The 25,877-nt window shown below is 44.1% G+C and carries 28 protein-coding genes and 1 tRNA gene; 14 read left to right on the top strand and 15 right to left on the bottom strand.

Going from position 1 to position 25,877, the window contains the following annotated elements; translation table 11 throughout:
- Positions 1–28: 28 nt before the first annotated feature.
- From ispF to folB, 6 genes are all read right to left on the bottom strand, one after another.
- Positions 29–505: a 2-C-methyl-D-erythritol 2,4-cyclodiphosphate synthase gene (gene ispF / locus AAFX28_RS10900; protein ID WP_408687613.1), complete on the bottom strand. Its 477-nt coding sequence runs from the start codon at positions 503–505 to the stop codon at positions 29–31.
- Between the two features lie 3 nt (positions 506–508).
- Complete coding sequence (gene ispD, locus AAFX28_RS10895; RefSeq protein WP_408687612.1) at positions 509–1,216, bottom strand: 2-C-methyl-D-erythritol 4-phosphate cytidylyltransferase; 708 nt, start codon at positions 1,214–1,216, stop codon at positions 509–511.
- Positions 1,217–1,495, bottom strand: coding sequence for a cell division protein FtsB (ftsB, locus tag AAFX28_RS10890; RefSeq protein WP_408687610.1), 279 nt, complete (start codon positions 1,493–1,495; stop codon positions 1,217–1,219).
- Positions 1,496–1,607: 112 nt separating this feature from the next.
- Complete coding sequence (locus tag AAFX28_RS10885; protein ID WP_408687608.1) at positions 1,608–2,411, bottom strand: undecaprenyl-diphosphate phosphatase; 804 nt, start codon at positions 2,409–2,411, stop codon at positions 1,608–1,610.
- Between the two features lie 16 nt (positions 2,412–2,427).
- The gene (gene folK, locus AAFX28_RS10880) at positions 2,428–2,913 is read right to left on the bottom strand and encodes a 2-amino-4-hydroxy-6-hydroxymethyldihydropteridine diphosphokinase (RefSeq protein ID WP_408687607.1); all 486 of its coding nucleotides are present in this window, start codon (positions 2,911–2,913) and stop codon (positions 2,428–2,430) included.
- Positions 2,910–3,263 carry a bifunctional dihydroneopterin aldolase/7,8-dihydroneopterin epimerase gene (gene folB, locus AAFX28_RS10875; protein ID WP_408687605.1) on the bottom strand — a complete coding sequence of 118 codons (354 nt, stop codon included), beginning with the start codon at positions 3,261–3,263 and terminating at the stop codon, positions 2,910–2,912. Before folB ends, folK begins: the two co-directional genes overlap by 4 nt.
- Before the next feature lie 153 nt (positions 3,264–3,416).
- Here folB and plsY point away from each other — a divergent pair, with 153 nt between their 5' ends.
- The gene (gene plsY, locus AAFX28_RS10870) at positions 3,417–4,028 is read left to right on the top strand and encodes a glycerol-3-phosphate 1-O-acyltransferase PlsY (protein WP_408687603.1); all 612 of its coding nucleotides are present in this window, start codon (positions 3,417–3,419) and stop codon (positions 4,026–4,028) included.
- Between the two features lie 26 nt (positions 4,029–4,054).
- Here plsY and AAFX28_RS10865 read toward each other — a convergent pair whose 3' ends face one another.
- Together AAFX28_RS10865 and tsaD are read right to left on the bottom strand one after the other, a co-directional pair.
- Positions 4,055–4,870 carry an alpha/beta fold hydrolase gene (locus tag AAFX28_RS10865; RefSeq protein WP_408687601.1) on the bottom strand — a complete coding sequence of 272 codons (816 nt, stop codon included), beginning with the start codon at positions 4,868–4,870 and terminating at the stop codon, positions 4,055–4,057.
- A gap of 133 nt (positions 4,871–5,003) precedes the next feature.
- A complete protein-coding gene (gene tsaD / locus AAFX28_RS10860; protein WP_408687600.1) occupies positions 5,004–6,020 on the bottom strand; it encodes a tRNA (adenosine(37)-N6)-threonylcarbamoyltransferase complex transferase subunit TsaD in 1,017 nt (338 codons plus the stop codon).
- Between the two features lie 231 nt (positions 6,021–6,251).
- Between tsaD and rpsU the strand changes: the two genes are divergently transcribed.
- The 5 genes from rpsU (at position 6,252) to AAFX28_RS10835 (ending at position 10,966) form a co-directional block, all read left to right on the top strand.
- Positions 6,252–6,467 (top strand): 30S ribosomal protein S21, encoded by a 216-nt coding sequence (rpsU, locus tag AAFX28_RS10855; protein WP_001145625.1) that lies wholly within the window; start codon positions 6,252–6,254, stop codon positions 6,465–6,467.
- A 26-nt stretch (positions 6,468–6,493) separates the two neighbouring features.
- Positions 6,494–6,937, top strand: coding sequence for a GatB/YqeY domain-containing protein (locus AAFX28_RS10850; RefSeq protein WP_408687598.1), 444 nt, complete (start codon positions 6,494–6,496; stop codon positions 6,935–6,937).
- Positions 6,938–7,033: 96 nt separating this feature from the next.
- Positions 7,034–8,791, top strand: coding sequence for a DNA primase (gene dnaG / locus AAFX28_RS10845; RefSeq protein WP_408687597.1), 1,758 nt, complete (start codon positions 7,034–7,036; stop codon positions 8,789–8,791).
- Between the two features lie 98 nt (positions 8,792–8,889).
- Positions 8,890–10,743 (top strand): RNA polymerase sigma factor RpoD, encoded by a 1,854-nt coding sequence (gene rpoD / locus AAFX28_RS10840; protein WP_408687596.1) that lies wholly within the window; start codon positions 8,890–8,892, stop codon positions 10,741–10,743.
- Positions 10,744–10,890: 147 nt separating this feature from the next.
- Positions 10,891–10,966, top strand: a tRNA-Ile gene (locus AAFX28_RS10835).
- A 60-nt stretch (positions 10,967–11,026) separates the two neighbouring features.
- Here the strand turns inward: AAFX28_RS10835 and djlA are convergent.
- Positions 11,027–11,878, bottom strand: a complete 852-nt coding sequence (gene djlA, locus AAFX28_RS10830) for a co-chaperone DjlA (RefSeq protein ID WP_408687594.1) — start codon at positions 11,876–11,878, stop codon at positions 11,027–11,029.
- 148 nt (positions 11,879–12,026) lie between these two features.
- Here djlA and lptD point away from each other — a divergent pair, with 148 nt between their 5' ends.
- The 6 genes from lptD (at position 12,027) to apaH (ending at position 18,845) form a co-directional block, all read left to right on the top strand.
- Positions 12,027–14,429: an LPS assembly protein LptD gene (lptD, locus tag AAFX28_RS10825; RefSeq protein WP_408687592.1), complete on the top strand. Its 2,403-nt coding sequence runs from the start codon at positions 12,027–12,029 to the stop codon at positions 14,427–14,429.
- A gap of 53 nt (positions 14,430–14,482) precedes the next feature.
- A complete protein-coding gene (gene surA, locus AAFX28_RS10820; protein ID WP_408687590.1) occupies positions 14,483–15,781 on the top strand; it encodes a peptidylprolyl isomerase SurA in 1,299 nt (432 codons plus the stop codon).
- The gene (gene pdxA, locus AAFX28_RS10815) at positions 15,771–16,763 is read left to right on the top strand and encodes a 4-hydroxythreonine-4-phosphate dehydrogenase PdxA (protein WP_408687589.1); all 993 of its coding nucleotides are present in this window, start codon (positions 15,771–15,773) and stop codon (positions 16,761–16,763) included. Before surA ends, pdxA begins: the two co-directional genes overlap by 11 nt.
- A 12-nt stretch (positions 16,764–16,775) precedes the next feature.
- Complete coding sequence (gene rsmA / locus AAFX28_RS10810) at positions 16,776–17,582, top strand: 16S rRNA (adenine(1518)-N(6)/adenine(1519)-N(6))-dimethyltransferase RsmA (protein ID WP_408687587.1); 807 nt, start codon at positions 16,776–16,778, stop codon at positions 17,580–17,582.
- A gap of 69 nt (positions 17,583–17,651) precedes the next feature.
- Entirely contained in the window at positions 17,652–18,029 is a 378-nt protein-coding gene (gene apaG / locus AAFX28_RS10805) for a Co2+/Mg2+ efflux protein ApaG (protein WP_408687585.1), read from the top strand.
- A gap of 9 nt (positions 18,030–18,038) precedes the next feature.
- The gene (apaH, locus tag AAFX28_RS10800) at positions 18,039–18,845 is read left to right on the top strand and encodes a bis(5'-nucleosyl)-tetraphosphatase (symmetrical) ApaH (RefSeq protein WP_408687583.1); all 807 of its coding nucleotides are present in this window, start codon (positions 18,039–18,041) and stop codon (positions 18,843–18,845) included.
- Positions 18,846–18,963: 118 nt separating this feature from the next.
- On the opposite strand, the gene folA is transcribed toward apaH, so the two are convergent.
- The 6 genes from folA to rplU all read right to left on the bottom strand — a co-directional run bounded on the left by folA (position 18,964) and on the right by rplU (position 22,878).
- Entirely contained in the window at positions 18,964–19,443 is a 480-nt protein-coding gene (gene folA / locus AAFX28_RS10795; protein WP_408687582.1) for a type 3 dihydrofolate reductase, read from the bottom strand.
- Between the two features lie 20 nt (positions 19,444–19,463).
- On the bottom strand, positions 19,464–19,937 hold the full coding sequence (locus AAFX28_RS10790) for a threonine/serine exporter family protein (protein WP_408687580.1): 474 nt from the start codon (positions 19,935–19,937) through the stop codon (positions 19,464–19,466).
- Entirely contained in the window at positions 19,934–20,701 is a 768-nt protein-coding gene (locus AAFX28_RS10785; RefSeq protein WP_408687579.1) for a threonine/serine exporter family protein, read from the bottom strand. Before AAFX28_RS10785 ends, AAFX28_RS10790 begins: the two co-directional genes overlap by 4 nt.
- A gap of 115 nt (positions 20,702–20,816) precedes the next feature.
- Entirely contained in the window at positions 20,817–21,989 is a 1,173-nt protein-coding gene (gene cgtA, locus AAFX28_RS10780) for an Obg family GTPase CgtA (protein WP_408687577.1), read from the bottom strand.
- Positions 21,990–22,288: 299 nt separating this feature from the next.
- Positions 22,289–22,546, bottom strand: a complete 258-nt coding sequence (gene rpmA, locus AAFX28_RS10775; protein ID WP_004409945.1) for a 50S ribosomal protein L27 — start codon at positions 22,544–22,546, stop codon at positions 22,289–22,291.
- Between the two features lie 20 nt (positions 22,547–22,566).
- Entirely contained in the window at positions 22,567–22,878 is a 312-nt protein-coding gene (rplU, locus tag AAFX28_RS10770) for a 50S ribosomal protein L21 (protein ID WP_038207969.1), read from the bottom strand.
- A gap of 268 nt (positions 22,879–23,146) precedes the next feature.
- Between rplU and ispB the strand changes: the two genes are divergently transcribed.
- Positions 23,147–24,118 (top strand): octaprenyl diphosphate synthase, encoded by a 972-nt coding sequence (gene ispB, locus AAFX28_RS10765; RefSeq protein WP_408687574.1) that lies wholly within the window; start codon positions 23,147–23,149, stop codon positions 24,116–24,118.
- Positions 24,119–24,791: 673 nt separating this feature from the next.
- On the top strand, positions 24,792–25,874 hold the full coding sequence (locus AAFX28_RS10760) for a TRAP transporter substrate-binding protein (protein WP_408687572.1): 1,083 nt from the start codon (positions 24,792–24,794) through the stop codon (positions 25,872–25,874).
- The last annotated feature ends 3 nt before the right edge of the window (positions 25,875–25,877 follow it).

Raw genomic sequence — 25,877 nt, 5'->3', positions numbered from 1 at the left:
GCTATCTCATCAAGCGGCCCGCATTTCATTATTTTTTAACCAGCAGTACAACGGCTTCCGTTGCAATACCTTCTTTTCGCCCCGTAAACCCTAATCGTTCAGTCGTCGTGGCTTTAACATTCACATTACCAAGCTCTGTTTCTAGATCTTCGGCAATCACCTGACACATAAACTCAATATGAGGCGCCATTTTAGGAGCTTGAGCCATAATAGTGATATCCGCGTTTCCTAACACATAGCCTTTTTCTTTCACGCGGTGATAAACGTCTCTGAGTAGATCACGGCTATTTGCCCCTTTCCACTTATCATCGGTGTCTGGGAAGTGGCGACCAATGTCCCCTTCAGCAATTGCTCCTAATAAAGCATCACATAAGGCATGCAATGCAACATCACCATCAGAGTGCGCGATAAGCCCTTGCTCATAAGGAACAGCAATACCACCTATGATGACGGGACCTTCACCACCAAATTTATGTACATCAAAGCCGTGGCCAATTCGAATCATGAGTTATCCTTTGTTTCTATTTAGATAAAACTCGGCTAACGCTAAGTCTTCTGGCTGCGTTATTTTTATATTGTCTGAGCGCCCTTGAACAAGAGCTGGCTTACGTTCAAGCCACTCTATCGCCGAAGCTTCGTCGGTGATCTGAACACCTTGTTTCAAGGCGTCTGCCAGGGCCTGCGTTAGCATTTGAGTTTTAAACATCTGTGGAGTCAGTGCGTGCCACAGTGCTTCCCTATCTACAGTATGATCAATATCTTGATTCTGGTTAGAGCGTTTCATCGTATCTTTAACTGGTGCAGCAAGGATGCCTCCGAGTTGGTTGGCATAGGCGCACTCAATCAAACGTTCAATATCAGCCAAATCAACACAAGGTCTTGCAGCATCATGAACCATCACCCAATCAGCTAATTGATGCTTCTCAACATAGTGTAATGCAGATAAAACTGAATCAGCGCGCTCTTTCCCACCAGAGACGCGAATCACTTGCGGATTTGATGCTAACGATAGTTCTGGAAAGTAAGGGTCACCATCCGTAATTGCGACAATTACTTTGCTGATTGCCGGGTGACGCAGCAGTTTTTCAACCGTGTGTTCTAATACAGTACGTTGATTGATTAGAAGATATTGCTTTGGTCGATCCGCTTTCATGCGGCTACCTACACCTGCCGCAGGGACCACCGCTACAATCGATGATGGGGAGATTGCAGACATTTAATTATCTTCTCCGACAATACGATAAAACGTTTCCCCTTCTTTGATCATACCAAGCTCATGTCTTGCACGTTCTTCAATCGCGTCCAAGCCTTGGCGCAAATCATCAATTTCGGCAAACATTTCGTTGTTACGCCCTTGAAGGTTGCTATTGACCTGATGCTGGACCTCTGTCTCAGCGTTGACCGCCTGAAAATCTGAAATTCCATTTTTTCCAAACCATAATTCAAACTGTAGCCAGCCTAAAACTAAGAGTAAGGTCAGTGTAAAAACTCGCATATAATCAATCAAAGAAGAGATAAAAAGAAAGACCACATATATATCACAATGTCGCTTTAGGCGCGAGATTGGACTATGTGGCCCCAATGAATATGTCGCTATAATTTACCGATTAATTAAGCGTCAAGAACGCCAACAATCCCACACCAAGCAACAGACGGTAGATCACAAACGGTGTCATACCCATACGTGAAATCAGCTTCAAGAAAAAGTGAATACAGATGTAGGCACTGATAAATGAAGTAATGATACCCGTTAGGAGAAACCCAAAGTGAATAGGCTCACCACTCGTCACCAGTTTAAGCCCCAAATAACTGCCAGCGAGGAGAATAATTGGGATAGACATTAGAAACGAAAAACGAGCTGCCGCTTCACGGGTAAAACCCAGGTAAAGGGCTGCCGTAATCGTAGCACCTGAACGAGAAGTACCTGGAATCATCGCTAATGCTTGGCTAATACCGATAAACAGAGCTTTCTTCCAATCAGCTTGATATTCATCGTCAGCCAGTTTTGAATTTTTATCGACATACCAAAGCAGTAGACCAAATACGATGGTCGTCGTTGCAATCACCCATGCACTGCGCAGGTAAAGCTCGATAAAGTCTTTCATCAATAAGCCAAATATACAGGCAGGAATAGTCGCCATGACAATCATCCATGCTAATTTAGCTTCTTTACTACGATCACCTTTAAAAATAGACGCAAAGAAAGCACTGAGAAGAGAAACGACTTCTTTACGGAAATAGATCATTACCGCAGCTAGCGTGCCAACGTGTACAGCCACATCAAATGCAAGACCTTGATCTTCCCAACCTAAAATAGCAGATGGAAGAATTAGGTGAGCCGAGCTAGAAATCGGCAAAAATTCAGTTAACCCTTGAATTAAGGCAAGGATAAAAGCTTCAAAGTAACCCATTAGATTCTCTTAATAATTATGTAAACCACTGTGGGACAGGTGATAGTGACAATTTAAGCTGGAGCTGCTGGCCAATCTGCTCAATCGTACGGCCATCGTTAGGAACAACTAACTGAGGACATAGCTCCAATAAAGGCTGTAGAACAAAGGCAAACTTGAAAATATCACTACGTGGTAGCTCAGGCTTACTTTTCGAAACCTGTTCTCCAAAGAGGATGATATCAAGATCTACCGTTCTTGGTTCCAACTTCCCCGCATCAACTGCTCGGCCCCATTTGAACTCAATATCGCGCAACTGTCGTGAAAATTCCGTTAAATCTAATGACGTTTTCATTTCTACGACAAGGTTGTAAAACGGCTGACTTTCGAAGCCAACCGCTTCGCATTCATAGATGGTGGAAATACGAAGATTTTCATCCAAAGCTCTTAATTCACGGATCGCCGCTTCAACATGTTTATGTCGGGCGATATTAGAACCTATTCCGACATAAACCGTGGTCATGCATTGCCTCGTTCAATCACAACACCGACACCTTTCGCTTGTGCAACTGCACCTGGCTTCGTTAAACGAATTTTAATCCAAGGTACATTGAAGCGAGACATAATCAGTTCTGCGACTTCTTCAGCAACACGCTCAACTAGTAGGAAACTACCACCTTCTATATGATCCAATACCGCTTGACTGACCTGTGAGTAATCAAGAGCATCAACAACGTCATCACTTTTACCTGCTGGACGATTATCATGTGCCATTTCAATATCAAGCACGAGTTTCTGCTTAATCTCTTGCTCCCAGTCATAGACTCCAATGGTAGTGATTACTTCTAGTTGCTCGATAAATACTTTATCCATGTGTTACTTCCTTTAGAGGTCGGATACCCAAGCTAGGTAAAAAAGCGTACTATTTCAATCTCAAACACTATCGCAGTAGTTTGAGCGTGTCAGGCGCGATATAATATCAATTAGTTGCTTGACTAACACCTGTTTCAGACGAGTTCCCTTACTATGACCCCATTAGCACTGGTTATGATCATTATTGCCTACCTTCTAGGCTCGATCTCGAGTGCTGTTTTGATCTGCCGTATTCTACGTTTACCCGATCCTAGAGGCGTGGGTTCTAATAACCCTGGGGCAACCAATGTTTTGCGTATCGGTGGCAAAAAGGCCGCAGTTTCTGTCTTATTATGCGACATGCTTAAAGGCACACTCCCTGTATGGGGTGGCTACTTTCTCGATATCGAACCGATCATGTTAGGTGTTATCGCCATTGCGGCTTGCTTAGGCCATATGTACCCATTGTTTTTTCACTTTAAAGGTGGGAAAGGCGTCGCCACTGCTTTGGGCGCCATTGCACCTATCGGCTTAGACCTTACAGGTATGATTATTGCGACCTGGCTAAGTGTCGCTTTTCTGTTTCGTTACTCATCCCTTGCTGCCATTGTTACGGTCTTGCTCGCGCCTTTTTATACTTGGATGATCAAGCCTCAGTACACACTGCCTGTAGCGATGCTTTGCTGTCTGATAGTCTTTCGTCATCATCAAAATATCAAACGGCTTTTTGATGGGACTGAACCCAAAGTGGGTGAGAAAAAGAATGGATTAAATAAAGCCTCTTAATATAGAGGCTTTATTTTTAAACAAGGCTAAGAATAAACGCGAGATAAAAAGCTTTTCAGCATTTCTGAAACAAAGACTGGCTGCTCAAGGTTTGAGATATGCCCCGCCTTAGGAATTTGAATCAGCTCTGAGCCAGTAATGCAGTCATGCATTAAATATGACTCTAAAACTGGACGCGGTTTATCTTCTTGTCCGACTGCAATAAGTACAGGTAAAGCAAACTTTTCAATCTCTTCAATTTGGTCACGTCGGCCAAATACCATTCGTCCTACTCTTGCGACCTCAACCGCCTGTTCACCTTTCAGTTGAGTTAGGTAACTGGCGAACTGCTCTACTAGTTCAGGATTATCCTGAATCGCATTATTGGCAAAAAACAGAGGAGCTACAGCTTCGACAATAGGTGTTGGAAACGCTTGAGCTTGAGTAATGCTATCAAGCATAGCGAAGTATTTATTATGGGTCACTTCAGGCTCAAGACCAACAAACGTGTCCATTAATACTAAAGATTGAACGCGAGATGGTACTAAGGAAGCAACTTCTGTTCCCCACATTCCACCAACCGATAGCCCAATAATAGAGAACTGCTCGATCGCAAGGTGATCCAATAAAGCAACAATCTGCTTAGCATAGTCGGTCAATGAACGAGTTGTTTCAGGGGCGGCATCTGAACCACCATGTGCCCATAGCTCAGGCACGATACAGCGATAGTGTTGACTAAGCACTTCAACTTGTGGAGCCCACATTTTACTATCCCATAAATAGCTATGACCAAAGACAAGGACAGGGCCCGAGCCTACATCTTGATAAGCCATCTCTCGGCCATCGACAGCAAATTTTTGCATACTTCTATCCATTGATTATTTTTATAAAACGCAAGGTTACCATTTATCCTTCGACTAAGACGTCGGAACTCTATTGAAAAAGATAAAGAAAAGGCCGCCATGATAGCGACCTTAACTCTATTAACCTAAGAGGTTATCCGATTGGTTCCAATTGATCGATTGGCCAACGAGGTGTAGCTTGTACCGATAGATCGGCGACTTCACCATTTTTAAGGCGTTGCATACCTGCATAAGCAATCATTGCACCATTGTCAGTACAAAACTCAGTACGAGGATAGTAAACCTCGCCACCAATCTTCTTCGCTAGCTGCTCAAGGTCTGCACGTAGGCGTCGGTTAGCACTCACACCACCTGCAATCACAATACGTTTAAAGCCTGTTTGCTCAAGCGCACGCTTACACTTAATGCTTAAAGTCGCACATACGGCTTCTTCAAATGCCAATGCAATATCTGCGCGAGTTTGCTCATCATCGCCATTTGCAGCAATGGTATTCGCAGTAAACGTTTTAAGGCCTGAAAAGCTCATATCAAGCCCAGGACGATCAGTCATTGGACGTGGGAATTTAAAGCGACCTGGCGTGCCTTTTTCTGCCAATTTAGATAATAAAGGGCCACCTGGGTAATCTAAGCCCATTAGTTTAGCGGTCTTATCAAACGCTTCACCAGCCGCGTCATCAATCGATTCGCCAAGAATCTTGTATTCACCGATACCTTTTACTTCCACCATCATGGTATGGCCACCAGAAACCAATACCGCTACAAATGGGAATGGCGGTGGATTGTCTTCAAGCATTGGAGCCAATAGGTGACCCTCCATATGATGGACAGGTACCGCAGGAACCCCCCACGCATAAGCGATACTGCGGCCAATCGTTGCACCAACTAACAATGCACCAACCAAACCAGGACCGGCTGTGTACGCGACACCATCAATATCTTTAGGTGTTAGGTTTGCTTCCTTTAAGGCCGCTTTAATGAGAGGAATAGTCTTCTTAACATGATCACGGGATGCAAGCTCTGGTACTACACCGCCGTAATCAGCATGCAGTTTTATCTGGCTATATAATTGGTGAGAAAGCAGGCCCTTCTCATCATCATAAATTGCAATTCCTGTTTCATCACAAGAGGTTTCGATACCAATAATGCGCATGGTTTGTCCTGGATGTATTTGTCTCAAATTCAAAATTGGCGCAATCTTACCTCGCCTTGGCTTCGCAAACAAATTTTGTGCAAACTCTACCCAACAAAATACTTTACAAAGGCTATACGATCGGATTAAAATTCCGCACCATTTTTGATCAAGCTGGTTTGAGACCGAACATCAGTGTTTGGCTCACTAACGTTCCAGCATTAACGAATTAACCCCTGAGGTGAAAGGCATATGCCAGTAGTTAAAGTACGTGAAAACGAACCGTTCGACGTTGCTCTACGTCGTTTCAAACGCTCTTGCGAAAAAGCAGGTATCCTTTCTGAAGTGCGTCGTCGTGAGCACTACGAAAAGCCAACTACAGTTCGCAAACGCGCTAAAGCAGCAGCTCAAAAGCGTCACGCTAAGAAGCTAGCTCGCGAAAACGCTCGTCGCGTTCGCCTGTACTAATAACTAAGTCCTAAAGGATTATAGTTATGGCTCTTATTGACACGCTCAAAGAAGAGCAAAAATTAGCGATGAAAGCCAAGGACAAATTGCGCCTTGGCACTATCCGTTTAGCTCTGTCAGCAATTAAGCAACGTGAAGTCGACGAACAGATTACTCTGGGCGATGACGACATTCTTGCCGTGCTAACAAAAATGGTTAAACAACGTCGCGATTCTGTCGCTCAATTTGAATCTGCTAATCGTCAAGACCTAGCAGACGCTGAGAAAGCTGAAATCGCTGTACTAGAGGATTTTATGCCTCAACCGCTTACTGACGAAGAAGTAGCTGCGCTGATTGAAAGTGCAATTGCAGAATCTGGTGCTGCGGGCATGCAAGACATGGGTAAAGTGATGGGCGTTCTTAAGCCTCAAATCCAAGGGCGCGCAGATATGGGTAAGGTAAGTGGTTTAGTTCGCGCTAAATTAGCTTAATCCCCATCCCTATTGCAACAAGCCGTGCTATCCTCTGGAATGCGCGGCTTGTTTGTATCTACCCTTTCTATTGTTAGTGCATTTTTCTAAGGTTTTATGGCAGGACACATCCCTCGTAGTTTCATTGATGACCTCCTTGCTCGACTTGATATTGTCGACATTATTGATGCTCGCGTAAAACTTAAGAAAAAAGGCAAAAACTACGGCGCTTGTTGCCCATTCCACAACGAAAAAACTCCATCATTTAGCGTTTCTCAAGAAAAGCAGTTCTACCATTGCTTTGGCTGTGGCGTACACGGTAATGCCATAGACTTTATGATGGAGTACGAACGCTTAGAGTTTGTTGAAGCGATTGAAGAATTAGCATCATTTCTTGGTTTAGATGTCCCAAGAGAGCAGCGCCAAGGCGGCAACTTCCAAGCTAACCAGCCTAAAGCCAACTCAGAGCAAAAGCGTAATCTGTACGATTTGATGGGCAGCATAGCTCAATTTTATCGTGATCAACTCAAGCAACCTAAAAGCAAAGTTGCTATCGACTACCTAAAAGACCGTGGGCTTTCAGGTCAAGTTGTGCAGAAGTTTGGCATCGGTTTTGTCGCTGACGAATGGGATTTAGTGCGCAAGAACTTCGGTCAAACACCACAGACTCAAGATATGCTTGTCTCTGGGGGAATGTTGATTGAAAACGACAAAGGCAACCGATACGACCGTTTTCGTGGTCGAGTCATGTTCCCTATTCGTGACCGTCGCGGCCGAGTCATTGGCTTTGGTGGTCGTGTACTTGGTGACGGGACACCTAAATACCTAAACTCCCCAGAGACTCCTATTTTCCATAAAGGCAAAGAGCTTTACGGCCTTTATGAAGTGATGCAAGCCTATCGCGAACCACCTAAAGTGTTGGTCGTTGAGGGCTATATGGATGTGGTAGCACTCGCTCAATACGGTGTCGATTACTCAGTAGCTTCCCTTGGTACGTCAACAACTGGCGACCATATTCAGCTATTGTTCCGTCAAACCAATACCGTCGTATGTTGTTACGATGGTGACCGCGCAGGTAAAGAAGCGGCTTGGCGTGCACTAGAAAACGCGCTGCAATACCTAAAAACTGGCAATACTCTTAAGTTTCTGTTTTTACCTGATGGCGAAGACCCTGATAGCTATATCCGTAAATATGGCAAAGAAGCTTTTGAGCAGCAGATTGAGCAAGCAACACCACTTTCAAGCTACCTATTTGATAACTTAATTGAAATTCATCAGCTCAATTTAGGGAGTAATGAAGGTAAATCGGCACTGCGAGCGCATGCGAGTGCACTGATTGAAAAAATTCCGGATCCTTACTTCCAAGAGTTGTTAGAAAAATTGCTGGATGAGCGCACCGGTTTTGACAACCGACTGCGCCAACCGCGTAAAAAGCAAAGTGAAACTCGACCTCAACCGCATAAAGAGATCAAACGTACACCAATGCGTGAAGTGATCGCTTTGCTTATTCAGAATCCGAGCTATGCTCAAATGGTACCGGAGCTCTCAAGTGTGAGAGAGTTAACAGTGCCAGGGCTAAGTTTATTTGCCGAAGTGCTTGAATATTGTCATCAACATCCCAATATAACTACGGGCCAGTTGATTGAACATTGGCGAAACAGTAGCCACGAGGCTCTATTATCTCGACTTGCAGGGTGGGAAATCCCCCTCGACGAAGATAACGAACAAGATATATTTTTAGACTCATTGGACAAAATACTTGCCCAATGCGTCGAAAAACAAATTGAAAACCTGCAGGCCAAAGAAAGAAGTGTCGGTTTATCAACCGAAGAGAGAAGGGAGCTGCTAGCATTGATGCTAGATTTAAAAGCGTAACCCTGTTCGATTAGTCAGCAATCAATTAATTTGTTAAGATGTGTGGTTTGCAACTCGCATACTAATTCCTTCACCAGATACTAAGTTGGATACCGTCTATGGATCAAAATCCGCAGTCACAGCTAAAACAACTTGTCATTAAAGGCAAGGAACAAGGCTATCTGACCTACGCAGAAGTAAACGACCACCTGCCAGCAGAAATCGTCGATTCAGAGCAGGTCGAAGATATCATTCAGATGATCAACGATATGGGCATTCGAGTAGTAGAAACTGCTCCAGATGCTGATGATCTTGCACTGAATGATGACGATACAATCACCGATGAAGATGCGGCAGAAGCTGCAGCAGCTGCGCTATCTAGCGTAGAAAACGAAATCGGCCGAACCACTGACCCAGTACGTATGTACATGCGTGAAATGGGTACTGTTGAGCTATTGACTCGTGAAGGCGAGATCGATATTGCTAAGCGTATTGAAGATGGTATTAACCAAGTTCAAAACTCAGTGGCAGAGTATCCGGGTACCATCCCATACATTCTTGAACAGTTTGATAAAGTTCAAGCAGAAGAACTCCGTCTAACAGACCTTATTACTGGTTTTGTTGACCCAGACGCAGACGAAACAGCAGCGCCTACTGCAACTCACATCGGTTCTGAACTTGCTGAGTCAGACCTAGAAGATGAAGATGCGGAAGACGCTGAAGAAGAATCTGATGATGAAGAGGAAGAAGAGGAAGATACAGGTATCGACCCTGAACTTGCTCTTGAGAAGTTCACAGCACTTCGTAATACGTTCCAAAATTACCAATTAGCATGTAACGAATACGGCAATGAAAGCCCGAAAGCAACGCTTGCTCACGAGATGGTTATTGACGTATTCAAAGAGTTCCGTCTGACTCCAAAGCAATTTGACTACCTAGTTGAAGAGCTTCGTACTTCAATGGAGCGCGTACGTACTCAAGAACGTCTTATCATGAAGGCGACGGTTGAATACGGCAAAATGCCTAAGAAGTCATTCATTACTCTATTCACAGGTAACGAGTCGACTGAAGCTTGGCTAGATGAAATTCTTGCATCTGATAAGCCATACGCAGAGAAAGTACGTCGCAGCGAAGATGATATTCGTCGCTCGATCGCAAAATTGAAGATCATCGAAGAAGAAACGTCTCTAACGGTTCAAAACATTAAAGACATCAGCCGTCGTATGTCTATCGGTGAAGCGAAAGCTCGTCGTGCGAAGAAAGAGATGGTTGAAGCGAACTTACGTCTGGTTATTTCTATTGCTAAGAAATACACCAACCGTGGTCTACAGTTCTTGGATCTTATCCAAGAAGGTAACATCGGTCTGATGAAAGCCGTAGATAAATTCGAATACCGTCGTGGTTACAAGTTCTCGACTTATGCTACATGGTGGATTCGTCAGGCAATCACTCGTTCAATTGCAGACCAAGCACGTACGATTCGTATTCCGGTACACATGATCGAAACGATCAACAAGCTAAACCGCATCTCTCGCCAAATGCTACAAGAGATGGGTCGTGAACCACTACCGGAAGAGCTGGCAGAGCGTATGCAAATGCCAGAAGATAAGATCCGTAAAGTACTGAAAATCGCTAAAGAGCCTATCTCAATGGAGACACCAATCGGTGACGACGAAGATTCGCATCTAGGTGACTTCATTGAAGATACAACTCTAGAGCTACCGTTAGACTCTGCAACAGCAGGCAGCCTTAAAGTAGCAACTAAAGATGTTCTTGCTGGTCTAACGCCTCGCGAAGCGAAAGTACTTCGTATGCGCTTCGGTATTGATATGAACACTGACCATACTCTTGAAGAGGTAGGTAAGCAGTTCGACGTTACTCGTGAGCGTATCCGTCAGATCGAAGCGAAAGCACTACGTAAACTTCGTCACCCTAGCCGCTCAGAAACTCTGCGCAGCTTCTTGGATGAATAATTTGCTTAACGCATAATTGACTAAAAGGTGAGCACTAGCTCACCTTTTTTGTTTGTGAATGATTTAAGTGAATAAAAACTAAGCGCATTTACCCTTGATAGCGTCTAGACAGCCCGATCCTCATCCCCTATAATCGTTGACCTACAAGGCCCCTTAGCTCAGTGGTTAGAGCAGTCGACTCATAATCGATTGGTCCGCAGTTCAAGTCTGCGAGGGGCCACCAAATACAGAAAAGGCGCATAGAGAAATCTATGCGCCTTTTTCGTTCTTAGCTAAAACTGCTCTAAAAGCCTTTTGCTTTTTTGATTAAGTCATAAGCGTTTTGAATTTCTTGCGCTTTTTCCTTTGCGACATTCATCATCTCTGGAGGTAAGCCCTTAGCCATTAACTTGTCTGGGTGGTGCTCATTCATCAGCTTGCGATAGGCGCGCTTAACTGTTTTCGAATCAGCATTACTATCCACGCCAATCAACTTGTAAGCGTCACTTAACTGATCAGCAGTAGACGCTTGTTGCCAACTGCCTCCTGATTGATGAGAGCCCCCACCAGCTTGACCACCAAAACCACCTTGTTGGAAACGAAATGCTGCTTCTTGCATTCGCAGACGTTGTTCTAGCTGCTCTGATGAAAAGTTCAAGCCACGAGCAATTTTATGTAGAACATTGCGCTCACTTGGATGAATGTCACCATCGGCAAATGCTGCTGAGATTTGCAGCTCTAAGAAAAATTGCATCAGGTCAAATCGACCACCCGCAGAGATACGCACTCGCTCTAGCACTGTATCCAAAGGAAAGTCACTCTCTTTACCTTCACGAAAAGCGTTTTGCGCAGCTTTACGTTGCTCACCGTGTAAGTTCATCCGTTCCATCATGGTGCTTGCGAGCTGAATTTCTTCACGGGTAACTTGTCCCTTAGCCTTTGCAACATGGCCCATCACAGCAAAAGCGGCTTTGAAGAACTCTTCTTGGCGTTGTGCTTGGCTTGGACCACTGCCAAAACCAGTATTGAAGCCCGCTTGACGTAAACGACGCGCTTTATCGAATTGGTGACCTATAAATAAGCCGAATACAGCACCAAATGCTCCCCCAAATAGGAAACCAAAGAAGGTGCCGAGAATTTTGCCAAAAATATGCATTATGTGCTCTCAATCTCTGAATTTTTTCGCCATGAAGCGGTCTGATAGTGCCGTAAGCTTCAAATTACTTTATTATAAGGACCGTTTTATTTTACATTCGGTCATCTATTCACCGGATATATCAAGTTCAACAGGATAGTAAAACTCGATGTTACGTTTTCCACGCACCTTGTTAGCCGCTTCAATCAGTGCTGCTTTTGTAGTGCCTCAGACTCAAGCAGAAACTATGTCAGACGATAGTGTGCAGGAACTGCCCGCTATAGATCAATGTTTGATCAACGAACCTGAGTCTGAAAACCCAAATCAACTACCTGTAAACGTCGAAGCCGATAGCTTAGAAGCCATAAATGGTGACAAAGCAACCTATCGCGGCAATGTTGTTGTTGTCCAAGGCAAAAAACGCATGGTTGCAGACAACGTCACACTGCACCAGCAAGATAATGTGGTTGTCGCAGAAGGTAACGTCACCTTCAGTGATGGTGAAGTCAAAGCGATTTCAGACAAAGCAACCAACAACCTCAACACTGACTTTGTTACTTTAGAGAATACCAATTACCAATTCCTGTGTGAACCAGGGCGTGGTGAAGCTGTATACGTAGCAAAGACGGGGAAAGCAGTCTACGAAATTGAAGATGGCACAATTACCTCCTGTCCTGAAGGTGATAATTCTTGGCGCATGGTCGCATCAAGCATCGATATCGATCAAAATGAAGAAGAAGCGACTTTCTATAACCCTCGCTTTGAAATTGTCAGCGTTCCAGTTTTCTACCTTCCTTACCTGACCGTGCCTATTGGTGATACTCGTAAAACAGGCTTCTTGTACCCAACAGTCTCATATGGCTCCAGCGACGGCTTTGAGATGGAAGTTCCTATCTACTGGAACTTAGCGCCAAACTACGACTTAGAAACAACCTTCAAGTATATGCAAGAGCGCGGCACTCAGCTAAATAGTACTTTCCGACACCTATCTGACTTCGGCAACACTAACTTAAAATCTGAATATCTAGCAGATGATAAGAAGTATCCTGAGTACGGCGACCGTTGGGGTTTTCAATGGGAGCATAATGGTATTTACCAACAAAACTGGCAATTTGAAGTCGACTACTCAAAAGTCAGTGATATTCGTTATTTTAACGATTTAGACTCTAACATTGGTAATAAAGAAGACGGTCAGTTAATTCAAGAAGGCAAAGCAACGTATCGTTCAGACTCTTGGGACGCTTCACTACTTGCACGTGATTTCCAAGTGCTTACTCCAAATAACACTCCATACCGACTATTGCCTCAGTTGGAATTCAATTACTACGCTCCAGAGTTGATGCGTTACCTCGATTTTGACGTGAAAAGCCATGTATCCCGCTTTGATACTGATGATAGTGAGGCGCCTTCTGCGACACGAATCCATATTGAACCGGGTTTCACCATTCCAATTGGCTCAACCTGGGGAAGTTGGACAACGGAAGCTCGCTTACTAGGAACCTATTACCAGCAAGACCTAACGGGTGTAAACACAACGGATCAGAAAGTCTATAATGATAGTGGGGAGTTAGTTGATAACCCGAACTTTGGCTTAGAAGAAAATGTGTCTCGGGTTATTCCTGAGTTTAGAACGCATGCTGGTGTAGTACTTGAACGAGATACAACCATATTCCAAAACTATACTCAGACTCTTGAACCACAGGTGCAGTACGTATATGTACCTGAAGAAGATCAAAGTAATATCGGTAACTATGACACCACACTGTTACAAACCGACTACTATGGTCTATTCCGAAGTCGAAAATATAGTGGTGTAGATAAAATCGCCGAAGCCAATCAATTTAGCTATGGGGCATCCTCTCGATTCTTCGATAGTGACTATAAAGAAAGGCTCAATATATCATTCGGTCAAATATTCTATATAGACAAAGACACGAAGAGCTCGTCTATATCTGAAGAAGCAAATAAGTCTAACTACTCGGCGTGGGCTGTTGAGATGGACTTCAACTACGATGACTACCTATTTTACCATGGCGGCGTACAATACGATATTGACACCAGTGCCATGCAACTTGCAAATAGTACTCTAGAATATCGCTTCAGCGGTGGCTACATCCAAGGTAACTACCGTTATGTTTCAAAAGAATACTTAGATTGTACTGTAGGTCAATGTGCTTCTGAGGGGAATGGTAATGTCAATGTAAGTGACATTACCGTAGACGGTATTTCTCAAGCAGGTCTATTGGCAGGCTATACCATCAACCGTAATTGGAATACCAGTGCTCAATACTTCTATGATTTAACCACCGATGAAGCACTAGAATGGCTCGCACGCCTGAACTACACCTCTGATTGCTGGTATGTTGGATTTACGTACACCAAACAACTTCAAAACTGGGACCCTAGCTTCTCTAGCTACCCAGATGCAAACCCGAAATATGAGAATAACTTCAGTCTTAACTTCGGCATTATCGGCTTTGGTACTAAGATCGGTGCAGGTTCTGGGCTTGCAGGCGTAGATAGTGCAGGGAACTCACTTGGCTACGGTCGCCCATTCTTCTTAAACAACTAATTAGTCAGCCTGATGTCCAAGATATCAGGCTATTTAAATTTATAGGACTTTCAATGAAGTTTTGGAAACAAACATTAGTGGCGCTGCTCTTTGCTAGCCCAATGAGCTTGGTTCATGCAGAGCCAGTTGAGCTAGATAAAGTCGCAGTCATTGTAAACACGGGTGTTGTACTTCAAAGTGATATCGACTCATCCATCAAAACACTTAAAGCGAACGCAAAGAAAAAAGGCCAATCGCTGCCGTCAGAAGAGATCCTAACTGAGCAAGTGACTGAAAAGCTCATTGTCGATACGATTCAGCAGCAAGAAGCAGAACGTATCGGTGTTCGTATTGACGACAATCGCCTCAATGAAGCAATTGCTGAAATAGCTAAAAACAACCAACAAACGGTTGAACAACTTCGCGCCTCTATCACCAGTGAAGGTTTAAGCTACGCTGAGTTTCGTGAGCAGATTCGTAAAGAAATTGCTGCCAGTGAAGCTCGCAACGCACTGGTACGTCAGCGCATCAACATCCTCCCTGCTGAAGTGGACAATCTAAGCGAACTACTCGCTCAAGAAACTAACGCAACCGTTCAATACAAGATTGGCCATATCCAATTACGAGTGAACGATGGTGACGATAAAGCAGAAGTCGAAGCACAGGCAAAAGAGTTAGTGAACGAGCTTAATGATGGTGCGGACTTCAGTACTATGGCGTACACCTACTCTAAAGGTCCCAAAGCGCTACAAGGTGGCGACTGGGGGTGGATGAGAAAAGAAGAAATGCCGACCATCTTCGCTGATCAAATCAAACTGCAAAACAAAGGTAGTATCATCGGTCCATTCCGCAGCGGCGTTGGCTTCCATATTCTAAAAATCGAAGATGTTAAAGGTCTAGAAACTGTCGCGGTTACCGAGGTTAATGCTCGCCATATCCTTATCAAGCCAACAGTGATTCTGAGTGACGAAGGTGTTCAGAGCACCTTAAATAACATCATCCGCCAAATCCAAGCAGGTGAAGCTACATTTGGTGAACTGGCTCAACAATACAGCCAAGATCCAGGTTCAGCCGCTCAAGATGGCGAACTCGGTTATCAAACTTCAGATCTTTACGTGCCAGAATTTAAGCACCAAGTAGATACACTACCTATTGGCCAAATCAGCGAACCGTTCAAAACAGTTCACGGCTGGCATATCGTTGAAATTCTCGATCGTCGCGAAGTTGACCGAACAGACTCTGCTTTAAAGAACAAGGCTTATCGCATCCTGTTCAACCGTAAATTCAATGAAGAAGCGAGTGCATGGCTGCAAGAAATTCGTGCAAGTGCATACGTAGAGATCGTTGAGGACAGCGAGCAAGATGAACTGTAAACGTATTATTGTTACTGCTGGCGAACCAGCAGGCATTGGACCAGACTTAGTTCTAGCGCAATCTAAAGAAAGCTGGAGCCACCAGATTGTTGTCTGTGCAGATAAGTCAATGCTAGCTCAGCGTGCCGAGCAACTGGGTATTGAAGTTGAACTTATTGACTACCAACCGGATAGCCCTATTGAAGCGCAAAAATCAGGTACCTTGGTCGTTGACCACATTCCATTAGCTAACAACGCGGTAGCAGGTCAATTGGATGAGGCCAATGGTCACTACGTATTAAATACACTAGAAAGAGCGGCTTTAGGCTGTATGAATGGTGAATTTGATGCTATTGTCACCGGCCCTGTACACAAAGGGGTTATTAACCGCGCGGGTGTGGCGTTTAGTGGCCATACTGAGTTTTTCGCTGAAAAGTCAAACACCCCACTTGTGGTTATGATGTTAGCCACCGAAGGTCTACGTGTCGCACTGGTAACGACGCATATTCCACTGGCTTACGTGTCTCAGGCGGTAACAGAAGAGAGACTTGAAAAGATCATTGCGATTTTGCAAAAAGATCTCGTTGAGAAGTTTGCTATATCTTCACCAAAAATCTACGTATGTGGATTAAATCCACATGCAGGAGAAGATGGCGTTCTTGGCATGGAAGAAATAGACACCATTACTCCAACACTAGAAAAACTGCGTCAACGTGATGGAATCAACCTCATTGGTCCATTACCTGCCGATACCATCTTCAATGAGAAATATCTTGAAGATGCAGATGCAGTACTCGGGATGTATCACGATCAAGTACTTCCTGTACTAAAATACAAAGGTTTTGGGCGCTCAGTAAATATTACTTTAGGCCTACCATTTATTAGGACCTCCGTTGATCACGGCACTGCGCTTGACCTAGCAGGGACAGGTAAGGCAGATACAGGAAGCTTCCGAACGGCATTAGCTCATGCGATTGAGCTAGTCGATAAGAAATCAAATTAATTTGAGAATACTATGAGAAACGATGTCCACTTAGGGCACAAAGCAAGAAAACGCTTTGGTCAAAACTTCCTTAACGATCCATACATCATTGATGGAATTGTCTCTTCGATCAACCCTAAACCAGGTCAAAACCTTGTTGAAATTGGCCCAGGTCTTGGCGCGATTACAGAACCTGTAGGTAAAGAAGTCGACAAGTTTACTGTTATCGAGCTTGACCGTGACCTTGCTGAACGTCTGCGGAATCACCCTGATTTAGGTGACAAGCTGACGATTCACGAAGGTGATGCGATGCGTTTTGACTTTACTCAGCTTGTAAAGCCAAACAATAAGCTACGTATTTTTGGTAACCTACCATACAACATCTCAACACCATTGATGTTCCACCTTTTTGAGTTTCATAAAGACATTCAAGACATGCACTTTATGCTACAAAAAGAAGTGGTTAATCGCCTAGCAGCGGGCCCTGGTACAAAAGCTTACGGTCGCCTAACGGTAATGGCTCAATACTTCTGTAAAGTCGTTCCTGTTCTTGAAGTGCCACCAACTGCATTTGTTCCGCCACCAAAAGTGGATTCAGCAGTCGTTCGCCTAGTGCCTTACGAAGAGATCCCTCACCCAGTAAGCGATCTTAAATACCTAGATCGAGTATGTCGTGAAGGCTTCAACCAGCGCCGTAAAACAGTAAGAAATTGCTATAAAGGCTTACTAAGTGCTGAGGTACTGGAAGAGCTAGGCATCAACCCAAGTATGCGACCAGAGAACCTAACCTTGGTTCAATTCGTCGATATGGCGAACTGGTTAGCTGCCAACAACAAATAGTTTCAGCTAAAATAAGAAGGTGATAGACCATTGGTTTATCACCTTTTTTGACTTTATAAAGGAGTTTATATGGAAGCTACCCCTTGTATCAAAGTCCAAGTTCACACGAAATACATTCCAGATCAGTCTCAACCTGATGCTAAACGCTATGTATTTGCCTACATAATTACCATTAAGAACTTAAGTCAGCAGAACGTCCAACTGATGAGTCGCCGTTGGTTAATTACCGATTCCAATGGTCGACAAATGACAGTCGAAGGCGAAGGTGTCGTCGGTCAGCAACCTTTTATTTCTCCGAATGACGAATATACCTATAACAGTGGTACTGTGATTGAAACGCCTGTCGGAGTGATGCAAGGTCAATACATCATGCATGATGAAGGCGGCAAAGAGTTCGTCGCTGAAGTCGATCCTTTCAGACTCGCGATTCCCAATATACTTAACTAGGACAACTCATTGGCTAATTACATTGTTGGTGACTTACAAGGTTGCTTTGACGAACTGCTTCTTTTACTTCAGCAAGCTGATTTTGATGCGAGTGAAGATACCTTGTGGGTTGCTGGAGATTTAGTTGCCCGCGGACCAAAGTCACTCGAAGTATTACGCTTTATTCGTTCGCTAGGCAGTAGTGCGAAAGTAATTTTGGGTAATCATGACCTGCACCTGCTAGCAGTATCGTTAGGCTTATTTAAGGTCAAAGAGAAAGATCAAACCGCTCCAATTTTTAATGCTGAAGATAAAGACGAGCTGTTAGAGTGGCTTCGTCAGCAACCTTTGATGGCGGAACATGACGAGTTTGTCATGTGTCATGCCGGAATTTCACCACAATGGACACTTGCTCAAGCTCGAAAGTCCTCGCACGAAATAGAAGAAATATTGCAAAGCGAACAATGGCCTTGGCTAATTGAAAATATGTATGCCAATCAACCTGACTTATGGAGTGAGGACTTGGATGGTATCGAACGTTATCGCTATATCATCAATGCTTTCACTCGAATGCGTTTTTGTTTTCCAGACGGGCGACTCGATATGGCGTGCAAATTGCCACCCAAAGAAGTCAATGACGGCTCACTTGTTCCTTGGTTCCAACTCGAAAGCCGTATTAAGTTAGAAAAACCCGTTCTATTTGGTCACTGGGCAGCATTAGAAGGTTATGAAGGTGAAGAAGTGATTGGCTTGGATACAGGCTGCGTTTGGGGTGGACATTTAACTATGCTGAGATGGGAAGATAAGCAGTTTTTTACCCAAGCAGCACTATCATAACTCATAGCGGTCATTCCCTAGCGGAAGGGATGACAAAGTAGGGAATCTCTAAGTCAGTAAAGACCCCTACTCTCTCCTTCGTCGCTCTCTGGAATGACGACAAATTGGAATGACAGTGTTATCTTTCCAGTACAACAAAACGCATATCATAAGCGTTCTTTTCATCCGCAGAATAAGCTTCAGAGTACGTTTCTTTAAATTCATCACCCCAAGCTGGGAACTGAGTATCGCCTTGAATCTCTGCTTCAATATGAGTGACATACAGTTTACTGGCTTTTGGTAGGCAAGCCTCATATATAGTACCGCCGCCAATGATCATCACCTCATCGACAGAACCAACAGCGGTTAGCGCCTCTTCAATTGAAGTGACCGTCGTTACCCCTTCAATCACCAGTGAAGCATCGCGACTGATCACTATATTCTCGCGGCCTGGCAGTGGGCGACCAATTGAGTCATAAGTTTTACGCCCCATTACGACTGGCTTTCCCATCGTGCAGCGTTTGAACCAAGCAAAATCAGCAGGAAGGTGCCACGGCATCTGATTGTCTATTCCAATAACTCGATCTTTTGCCATTGCGGCGATCATACTAATGATCATTCCAGTACTCCTAATTTAGCCTAAACAATTGGTTTGCGGCGATAGAATAGCAAGCCTGGCATCGCTAAGCCAACTGCTAAGCCAGCAATAATAAACATAGCTTTAAGGAAGTTCTCCATTAGCATCGCAACCAACTCCGGTGAATAACCACGATGGTTCAGCTCAACCAGAGCAATCATAGCTTTAAAAGCAAACACTCCCGGGACCATCGGAATCAATGCTGCAACGGTAAATACTTTAGGGTGAGCTAAAAAGCGTGCCGACCAATGAATGCCAACCATACTGACAATGATGGCGGCGAAGAAGGTAGCCCATTCAATGGGAATACCAAAGTGCATCATTAAGTAGCGCGAACCATGACCGATAGCGCCACCCAGGGCACAATAAATTAACGCCTTTTGCGGCACATTAAATACCAACGCAAACCCAACCGCTGGGATCGCAGCAAAAAACATGTCATTTATCAGACCAAATAATAGGTCTAGGTTGATCATACTACCCACCCCCATACACCAACTAAGCTCATCGCTGCGACAATGCCAAGGCTAGTGGCCAATGTCAGTAGACTCGCCATAACAAAGCGGGCAATGCCCATGTTGATATAGCCTTTTAGCATATCTGCTACGGAGTTAATTAACGGAAACCCTGGCACAAGCATTAACACTGAAGAAGCCATAACCAGTGAAGGAGAGTTACCAAGCTCATAGATAACGGCTTGAGCTGATACGACCGTCGTAACAAAAGCGGTCGCAGCAAAATTCATAAGTGGATTAAAGTGACGATGACCGATTTCTTGTCTCACCACCATACCAGTAGCAGAGGCCATAAAAGTCATCGCAAAGACCACCCAATCACCACCTGCTAAATGACTAAAGGCTGCGCAAGAAAGGCCAATCATAAAGACGACTAGCCAACGATTATAACGTTCAGGGCTGATATCATCGAGTTTATGTTGGGCTAGAGAATAATCAATAATCCCGCGTTCGAGCATGATACAGATGCGTTGAACTTGGGTAATAGCCCACATATTAATGCCGCGGTCGGGACATCGACGGGCAGTGGTGATGCAATGTTCTTGGTAAACAGTCGTAACGACTAAAGAACTAGCAGATAACGATACTTCGACTTCATCCATACCGGCCGCTAAACCAAAGCGACGCATAAGGTCACCAACGAGAGTACTTTCAGCTCCATGAGCCAAAAGCATTTGCCCTGCTTGGGCGATTAAACGAGACACAGCTCGTTGCTTGGATGCCATGATTCTATCCTACTCCTTTAGAATGCACCTATTTTGCAGAGAAATGCTCAGGCATGATTTGATATAGACACAAAAAAGCCGCAATAAACATTGCGGCTTAAACTTTTCTTAGCTGTTATTCACGGACATAAACAACGTGACCGTCATCTTCTTCATCGTCCCAATCATCCCAGTCGTCATCATCTTCAGTGATAACATCTTTACCTGCGATAGCATCTTTGTGGTAGTCATCCCACATGAAGTCGACTTTCTCTTCTTCAGAGATCTCCTCTTCTTCGCGTGGTAGGTTTTCCATAAAGTCAGCCAGTTTGTAACAAAGCTCTTTAGTGCCATCGCGGTTTACAGCAGAAATCTTGTAGTAATCCTCTTCCCAACCTAGAGCGTCTAGAATGTTTTGGATCACTTCATCCGCTTCTTCCTCAGGCATTAGATCAACTTTGTTGAAAATTAACCAACGAGGTTTGCCCGCCAGTTTCTCGCTGTATTGCTCAAGCTCATCAATGATCGTTAGTGCATTTTCAACTGGATCTGTTTGATCAATTGGCATGATATCGATCATATGCAGTAGAACTCGACAACGCTCAAGGTGTTTCAAGAAACGAATACCAAGACCTGCGCCATCTGCTGCGCCTTCAATCAGACCAGGAATATCCGCAACAACGAAGCTCTTCTCAGGAACGACACTCACTACACCCAAGCTTGGGATCAATGTAGTAAACGGATAATCTGCCACTTTTGGCTTCGCTGCCGATACCGCACGAATAAAGGTTGATTTACCCGCATTTGGTAGACCAAGCATACCTACATCAGCAAGTAGTAGTAGCTCTAAACGAACTTCACGGATTTCACCTTTCGTACCTAGTGTCTTTTGACGCGGTGCACGGTTAACTGAAGATTTAAAACGAGTGTTACCCAGACCATGCCAGCCACCTTTTGCTACCATGACTTTTTTGCCATGCTCTGCAACTTCAGCAACGATCTCATTAGTATGGATATCAACAGCGCGAGTACCTACTGGTACGCGAAGAACTTTGTCTTTACCACGCTTACCGGTACAGTTACCACCACGACCATTTTCACCACGTTCCGCTTCATAGAAGCGCTGGAAGCGGTAATCAATTAGCGTGTTAAGGTTTTCGTCAGCTTGGATGTAAACATCACCGCCATCACCGCCGTCGCCACCATCCGGGCCACCTTTAGCAACGAATTTCTCACGCCAGAAACTCACTACACCGTTACCGCCATCACCGGCTTGAACTTTTACTACCGCTTCATCAACGAATTTCATCTCTTACTCCGCCCTTGTGCTATATACATAGCTGCGTTGCAAATATCATCTCAGCTAGCCCTATCTAATTAGGGAAAGTGAATGATATAAATTCTAGCAGATTCCAGTTTCAGACTGATCACCCGAGATCTTCACTGCTCTGCTACTGGAACAAATATGAAGGGACTCTTTACAGAGTGCCTTAGTATTGGTTCCACCGTATTGGTAAACTCAAAGTTACCATAAATAAAAAACCCCGCCGAATCGGCAGGGCTTTTGAATTCAGCTTGAAAGCTAATAAATAATTAAACTAGGTTTAATTACTCAGCTTCGATGCTAACGAATTTACGGTTTTTAGGACCTTTCACTTCGAATTTCACTTTACCTTCAGTAAGAGCGAAAAGAGTGTGGTCTTTACCGATACCAACGTTAGTACCAGCGTGGAACTTAGTACCACGTTGACGAACAATGATGTTACCTGCAAGAACAGACTCACCACCGAAACGCTTAACACCTAGACGTTTGCTTTCTGAATCGCGGCCGTTACGAGTAGAACCACCAGCTTTTTTGTGTGCCATTGTTAAACTCTCCTAATCGATTAAGCGTTGATACCAGTGATTTTCACTTCCGTGAACCACTGACGGTGACCAGCTTGTTTGCGAGAATGCTTACGACGACGGAATTTAACGATTTTAACTTTATCGCCACGACCGTGTTGTACAACTTCTGCAACTACTTTGCCGCCCTCTACAAGAGGAGCACCAACTTTAATGTCTTCACCGTTAGCAACAAGAAGAACTTTATCAAATTCAACAGTTGCACCAGTTTCAACGTCTAATTTCTCTAAACGAAGAGTTTGACCTTCGCTTACACGGTGTTGTTTACCACCAGATTGGAAAACAGCGTACATATCTTACTCCGCTTTTTCCGCACAGCCGTATGCTATTTGAGCATCAAGGGTGTGCGCTAAACTAATCATCAATAGGGCGCAGATTCTACAGAAAGGTCGCACCTATGACAAGCCATATTTTGAAAAAATTGGCGAAAAGCTAATCGCCAATGAAAAGTGCCGAGATCATGCCCGTTAAGCATGTATTAATCAACGTTTTTTAGTGTATTATTCAGCAAATAAACTCGATAAGAATACCTTACAAGTTCTAACTTCAGCCGGATTTACAATGGATTTTAAAGCTATCCAAGCACTCACCGCCGATGACATGGCAAAAGTGAATGAAACAATTCACGCACAACTCAACTCTGATGTCTCTTTAATCAATCAACTGGGTTTCTACATCGTAAGCGGTGGTGGTAAACGCATACGTCCTTTATTAGCCGTTTTGTCTGCAAGAGCGTTAGGTTATCAAGGCGACGCACACACCACTTCTGCAGCCTTTATTGAATTCATCCATACTGCAACACTTTTGCATGATGATGTTGTCGATGAATCTGATATGCGTCGAGGCAAAGCAACAGCAAATGCAGCGTTTGGTAATGCAGCAAGCGTTCTTGTCGGTGACTTCATTTACACTCGTTCATTCCAAATGATGACAGAGCTAGGATCTTTGAAGATCCTTAAGCTAATGAGTGATGCCGTAAACGTAATTGCAGAAGGCGAAGTTCAACAATTAATGAACTGTAACGATCCTGACACCACAGAAGAAAGTTACATGCAGGTGATCTACTCTAAGACTGCCCGCCTTTTTGAAGCCGCAACGCAAATCGGCGCGATTCTCAATGATGCGCCTGAAGAAGTTGAAGTGGCTCTGCAAAACTACGGCAAATACCTAGGTACTGCATTCCAGCTTATTGATGACGTGATGGATTACACGTCAGATGGTGACGAGATGGGTAAAAACGTCGGTGATGACTTAGCGGAAGGAAAACCAACCCTCCCTCTTCTTTATGCAATGAGAAATGGTACACCCGAACAAACTGCAATGATTCGTGAAGCGATAGAGAAAGCCAACGGAATGGAGCGCTTAAACGATATCCTTGAAGCAATGGAACAGACCGGCTCTTTAGAATATACCCGCCAAAAAGCTTACCAAGAAGCGGATAAAGCCATTGCAGAGCTAAGTGTATTGGAAGAGTCTGAATATAAACAAGCTCTGGTGACGCTTGCACATATGTCAGTACACCGCACTAGTTGATTCTAAGAGTACGCACTCCGCCTGAGTAATGCTTTTGGCCTTTACGTCCACTTATATAATGCATACAACAACGGGAACCTCAGGTTCCCGTTTTGCCTCTTAAGGCGAGGCATTCCAGATCAGCAAGTACGAAGGTAAGTTGGCTGGCTATTTCCTGTGAGTCTGACGCCCATCTAGGTTCAATTGCCTTACCCGCACTATTAAAGCTAGCAATGAAACTTTAGTTTAGATATGAAATTAGTATATTTTGTGAGTGATATATTTTTTAGATTAATCAAATAATCATTATTACATCGCTATTAGCTTTCACGTATCTTACTCGCATCGCCAAATCTATTGATCATTATTGATCTTCATTCTGACCTATACCTATCTTTGCTACCGACATAACCATTACACGACTCAAACAATTCTAGCGACGGACATGCACCACTCTACGTGAGCTATGCAGCACTTTTCTTATCAAGATATTCTTCTGTTGCTTTTCAGCCCATCTTGTAGATAGGTTTACTATTACTGAAAGAGCAGTGTTATCTCCTAATAGAAAAGAATGAGTTAGAATTTATGTTCACTCACAAATCTATAACGAACATAAAATCATATTGACCAGAAGTTGAACTGGATAAAAGCTAGGCAGACATAACGACCATAAAGAAAAGGAAGTCATTTAGTCATGCTGTCAATCAAATCGCCATTGCGTACTCTTTTTGTTGGAGGACTTACCCTCTCTCTTGCTCTCACTTCTTTCCATACCTTAGCTGCTGATAAAGTTTATCGTCTCAAGCTAGCAGAGACATGGGGACCAAATACACCCATTCTTGGTGATGCAACCAAAAACATGGCTCAACTAGCCGAAGAGATGTCTAACGGCAGGCTCAAGATTCGTATCGACTCTGCTAATAAACACAAAGCACCTCTTGGTATTTTCGATATGGTGAAGTCAGGCCAATACGATCTTGGCCACTCAAGTTCTTACTACTGGAAAGGTAAAGTGCCAAACACACTTTATTTCTCTTCTATGCCATTTGGTATGATCTCAACGGAGCAGTACGCATGGTTCTACCGTGGTGGTGGCATGGAGTTAATGGAAAAAGTGTATGCGCCACATAACCTCCTTTCTTTCCCTGGTGGTAATTCCGATATTCAGATGGGCGGTTGGTTTAAGAAAGAGATCAACTCAATCGATGACTTACAAGGTCTTAAAATTCGTATTCCTGGATTTGCAGGGGAAGTAATGGCAAGAGTTGGCGCAAAGCCAACCAACATTGCACCAGGAGAGCTCTACACCTCTCTAGAGCGTGGCACAATTGACGCACTAGAATGGGTAGGACCGGCTTTTGACCTACGTATGGGCTTTCAAAAAATCGCACCTTATTACTACACGGCATGGCACGAACCAGGTTCAGAGACACAGTTCCTAGTAAATAAGAAGACTTGGGATAAGCTACCTAAAGATCTACAAACCATTTTAGAAACAGCTTTCCGCGTCTCAGCCTTTGATATGTACACTCAAGCTGTCGACGCTAACGCTAACAGTTGGGCGACCATGAGTGCTGAATACCCAGACATCAAGGTTCGTGATTTCCCACCAGCTGTACTTGAAGCAATGCAGACTGCGACGAATGAGCTATTGGCCGAACAAGCCACAAAAGACGCGCTAGCGAAAGAAATCATCGAATCGCAAAAGCAGTACTTAGCTAAAGTTCGCGCTTGGACCGACATTTCCTCAAAAGCTTACTTAGACACCAACAAGTAACCC

The organism is Vibrio sp. TBV020, from assembly GCF_046056895.1.
In the GTDB taxonomy this organism is placed as follows: Bacteria; Pseudomonadota; Gammaproteobacteria; order Enterobacterales; family Vibrionaceae; genus Vibrio.
Note: the sequence above shows the minus strand (reverse complement) of the source record. Positions and strands in the feature narration are given on the sequence as shown.

What these genes read in the sequence shown, in the direction of transcription:
- pdxA (WP_408687589.1), top strand. Translation starts at nt 15,771, where the DNA reads ATGAACTGTAAACGTATTATTGTTACTGCTGGCGAACCAGCAGGCATT.
- AAFX28_RS10885 (WP_408687608.1), bottom strand. Translation starts at nt 2,411, where the DNA reads ATGGGTTACTTTGAAGCTTTTATCCTTGCCTTAATTCAAGGGTTAACT.
- ftsB (WP_408687610.1), bottom strand. Translation starts at nt 1,495, where the DNA reads ATGCGAGTTTTTACACTGACCTTACTCTTAGTTTTAGGCTGGCTACAG.
- surA (WP_408687590.1), top strand. Translation starts at nt 14,483, where the DNA reads ATGAAGTTTTGGAAACAAACATTAGTGGCGCTGCTCTTTGCTAGCCCA.
- rsmA (WP_408687587.1), top strand. Translation starts at nt 16,776, where the DNA reads ATGAGAAACGATGTCCACTTAGGGCACAAAGCAAGAAAACGCTTTGGT.
- ispD (WP_408687612.1), bottom strand. Translation starts at nt 1,216, where the DNA reads ATGTCTGCAATCTCCCCATCATCGATTGTAGCGGTGGTCCCTGCGGCA.
- rpsU (WP_001145625.1), top strand. Translation starts at nt 6,252, where the DNA reads ATGCCAGTAGTTAAAGTACGTGAAAACGAACCGTTCGACGTTGCTCTA.
- tsaD (WP_408687600.1), bottom strand. Translation starts at nt 6,020, where the DNA reads ATGCGCATTATTGGTATCGAAACCTCTTGTGATGAAACAGGAATTGCA.
- djlA (WP_408687594.1), bottom strand. Translation starts at nt 11,878, where the DNA reads ATGCATATTTTTGGCAAAATTCTCGGCACCTTCTTTGGTTTCCTATTT.
- cgtA (WP_408687577.1), bottom strand. Translation starts at nt 21,989, where the DNA reads ATGAAATTCGTTGATGAAGCGGTAGTAAAAGTTCAAGCCGGTGATGGC.
- folA (WP_408687582.1), bottom strand. Translation starts at nt 19,443, where the DNA reads ATGATCATTAGTATGATCGCCGCAATGGCAAAAGATCGAGTTATTGGA.
- plsY (WP_408687603.1), top strand. Translation starts at nt 3,417, where the DNA reads ATGACCCCATTAGCACTGGTTATGATCATTATTGCCTACCTTCTAGGC.
- apaG (WP_408687585.1), top strand. Translation starts at nt 17,652, where the DNA reads ATGGAAGCTACCCCTTGTATCAAAGTCCAAGTTCACACGAAATACATT.
- lptD (WP_408687592.1), top strand. Translation starts at nt 12,027, where the DNA reads ATGTTACGTTTTCCACGCACCTTGTTAGCCGCTTCAATCAGTGCTGCT.
- dnaG (WP_408687597.1), top strand. Translation starts at nt 7,034, where the DNA reads ATGGCAGGACACATCCCTCGTAGTTTCATTGATGACCTCCTTGCTCGA.
- rplU (WP_038207969.1), bottom strand. Translation starts at nt 22,878, where the DNA reads ATGTACGCTGTTTTCCAATCTGGTGGTAAACAACACCGTGTAAGCGAA.
- ispF (WP_408687613.1), bottom strand. Translation starts at nt 505, where the DNA reads ATGATTCGAATTGGCCACGGCTTTGATGTACATAAATTTGGTGGTGAA.
- ispB (WP_408687574.1), top strand. Translation starts at nt 23,147, where the DNA reads ATGGATTTTAAAGCTATCCAAGCACTCACCGCCGATGACATGGCAAAA.
- AAFX28_RS10865 (WP_408687601.1), bottom strand. Translation starts at nt 4,870, where the DNA reads ATGCAAAAATTTGCTGTCGATGGCCGAGAGATGGCTTATCAAGATGTA.
- rpmA (WP_004409945.1), bottom strand. Translation starts at nt 22,546, where the DNA reads ATGGCACACAAAAAAGCTGGTGGTTCTACTCGTAACGGCCGCGATTCA.
- folK (WP_408687607.1), bottom strand. Translation starts at nt 2,913, where the DNA reads ATGACCACGGTTTATGTCGGAATAGGTTCTAATATCGCCCGACATAAA.
- folB (WP_408687605.1), bottom strand. Translation starts at nt 3,263, where the DNA reads ATGGATAAAGTATTTATCGAGCAACTAGAAGTAATCACTACCATTGGA.
- AAFX28_RS10785 (WP_408687579.1), bottom strand. Translation starts at nt 20,701, where the DNA reads ATGGCATCCAAGCAACGAGCTGTGTCTCGTTTAATCGCCCAAGCAGGG.
- AAFX28_RS10850 (WP_408687598.1), top strand. Translation starts at nt 6,494, where the DNA reads ATGGCTCTTATTGACACGCTCAAAGAAGAGCAAAAATTAGCGATGAAA.
- rpoD (WP_408687596.1), top strand. Translation starts at nt 8,890, where the DNA reads ATGGATCAAAATCCGCAGTCACAGCTAAAACAACTTGTCATTAAAGGC.
- AAFX28_RS10760 (WP_408687572.1), top strand. Translation starts at nt 24,792, where the DNA reads ATGCTGTCAATCAAATCGCCATTGCGTACTCTTTTTGTTGGAGGACTT.
- AAFX28_RS10790 (WP_408687580.1), bottom strand. Translation starts at nt 19,937, where the DNA reads ATGATCAACCTAGACCTATTATTTGGTCTGATAAATGACATGTTTTTT.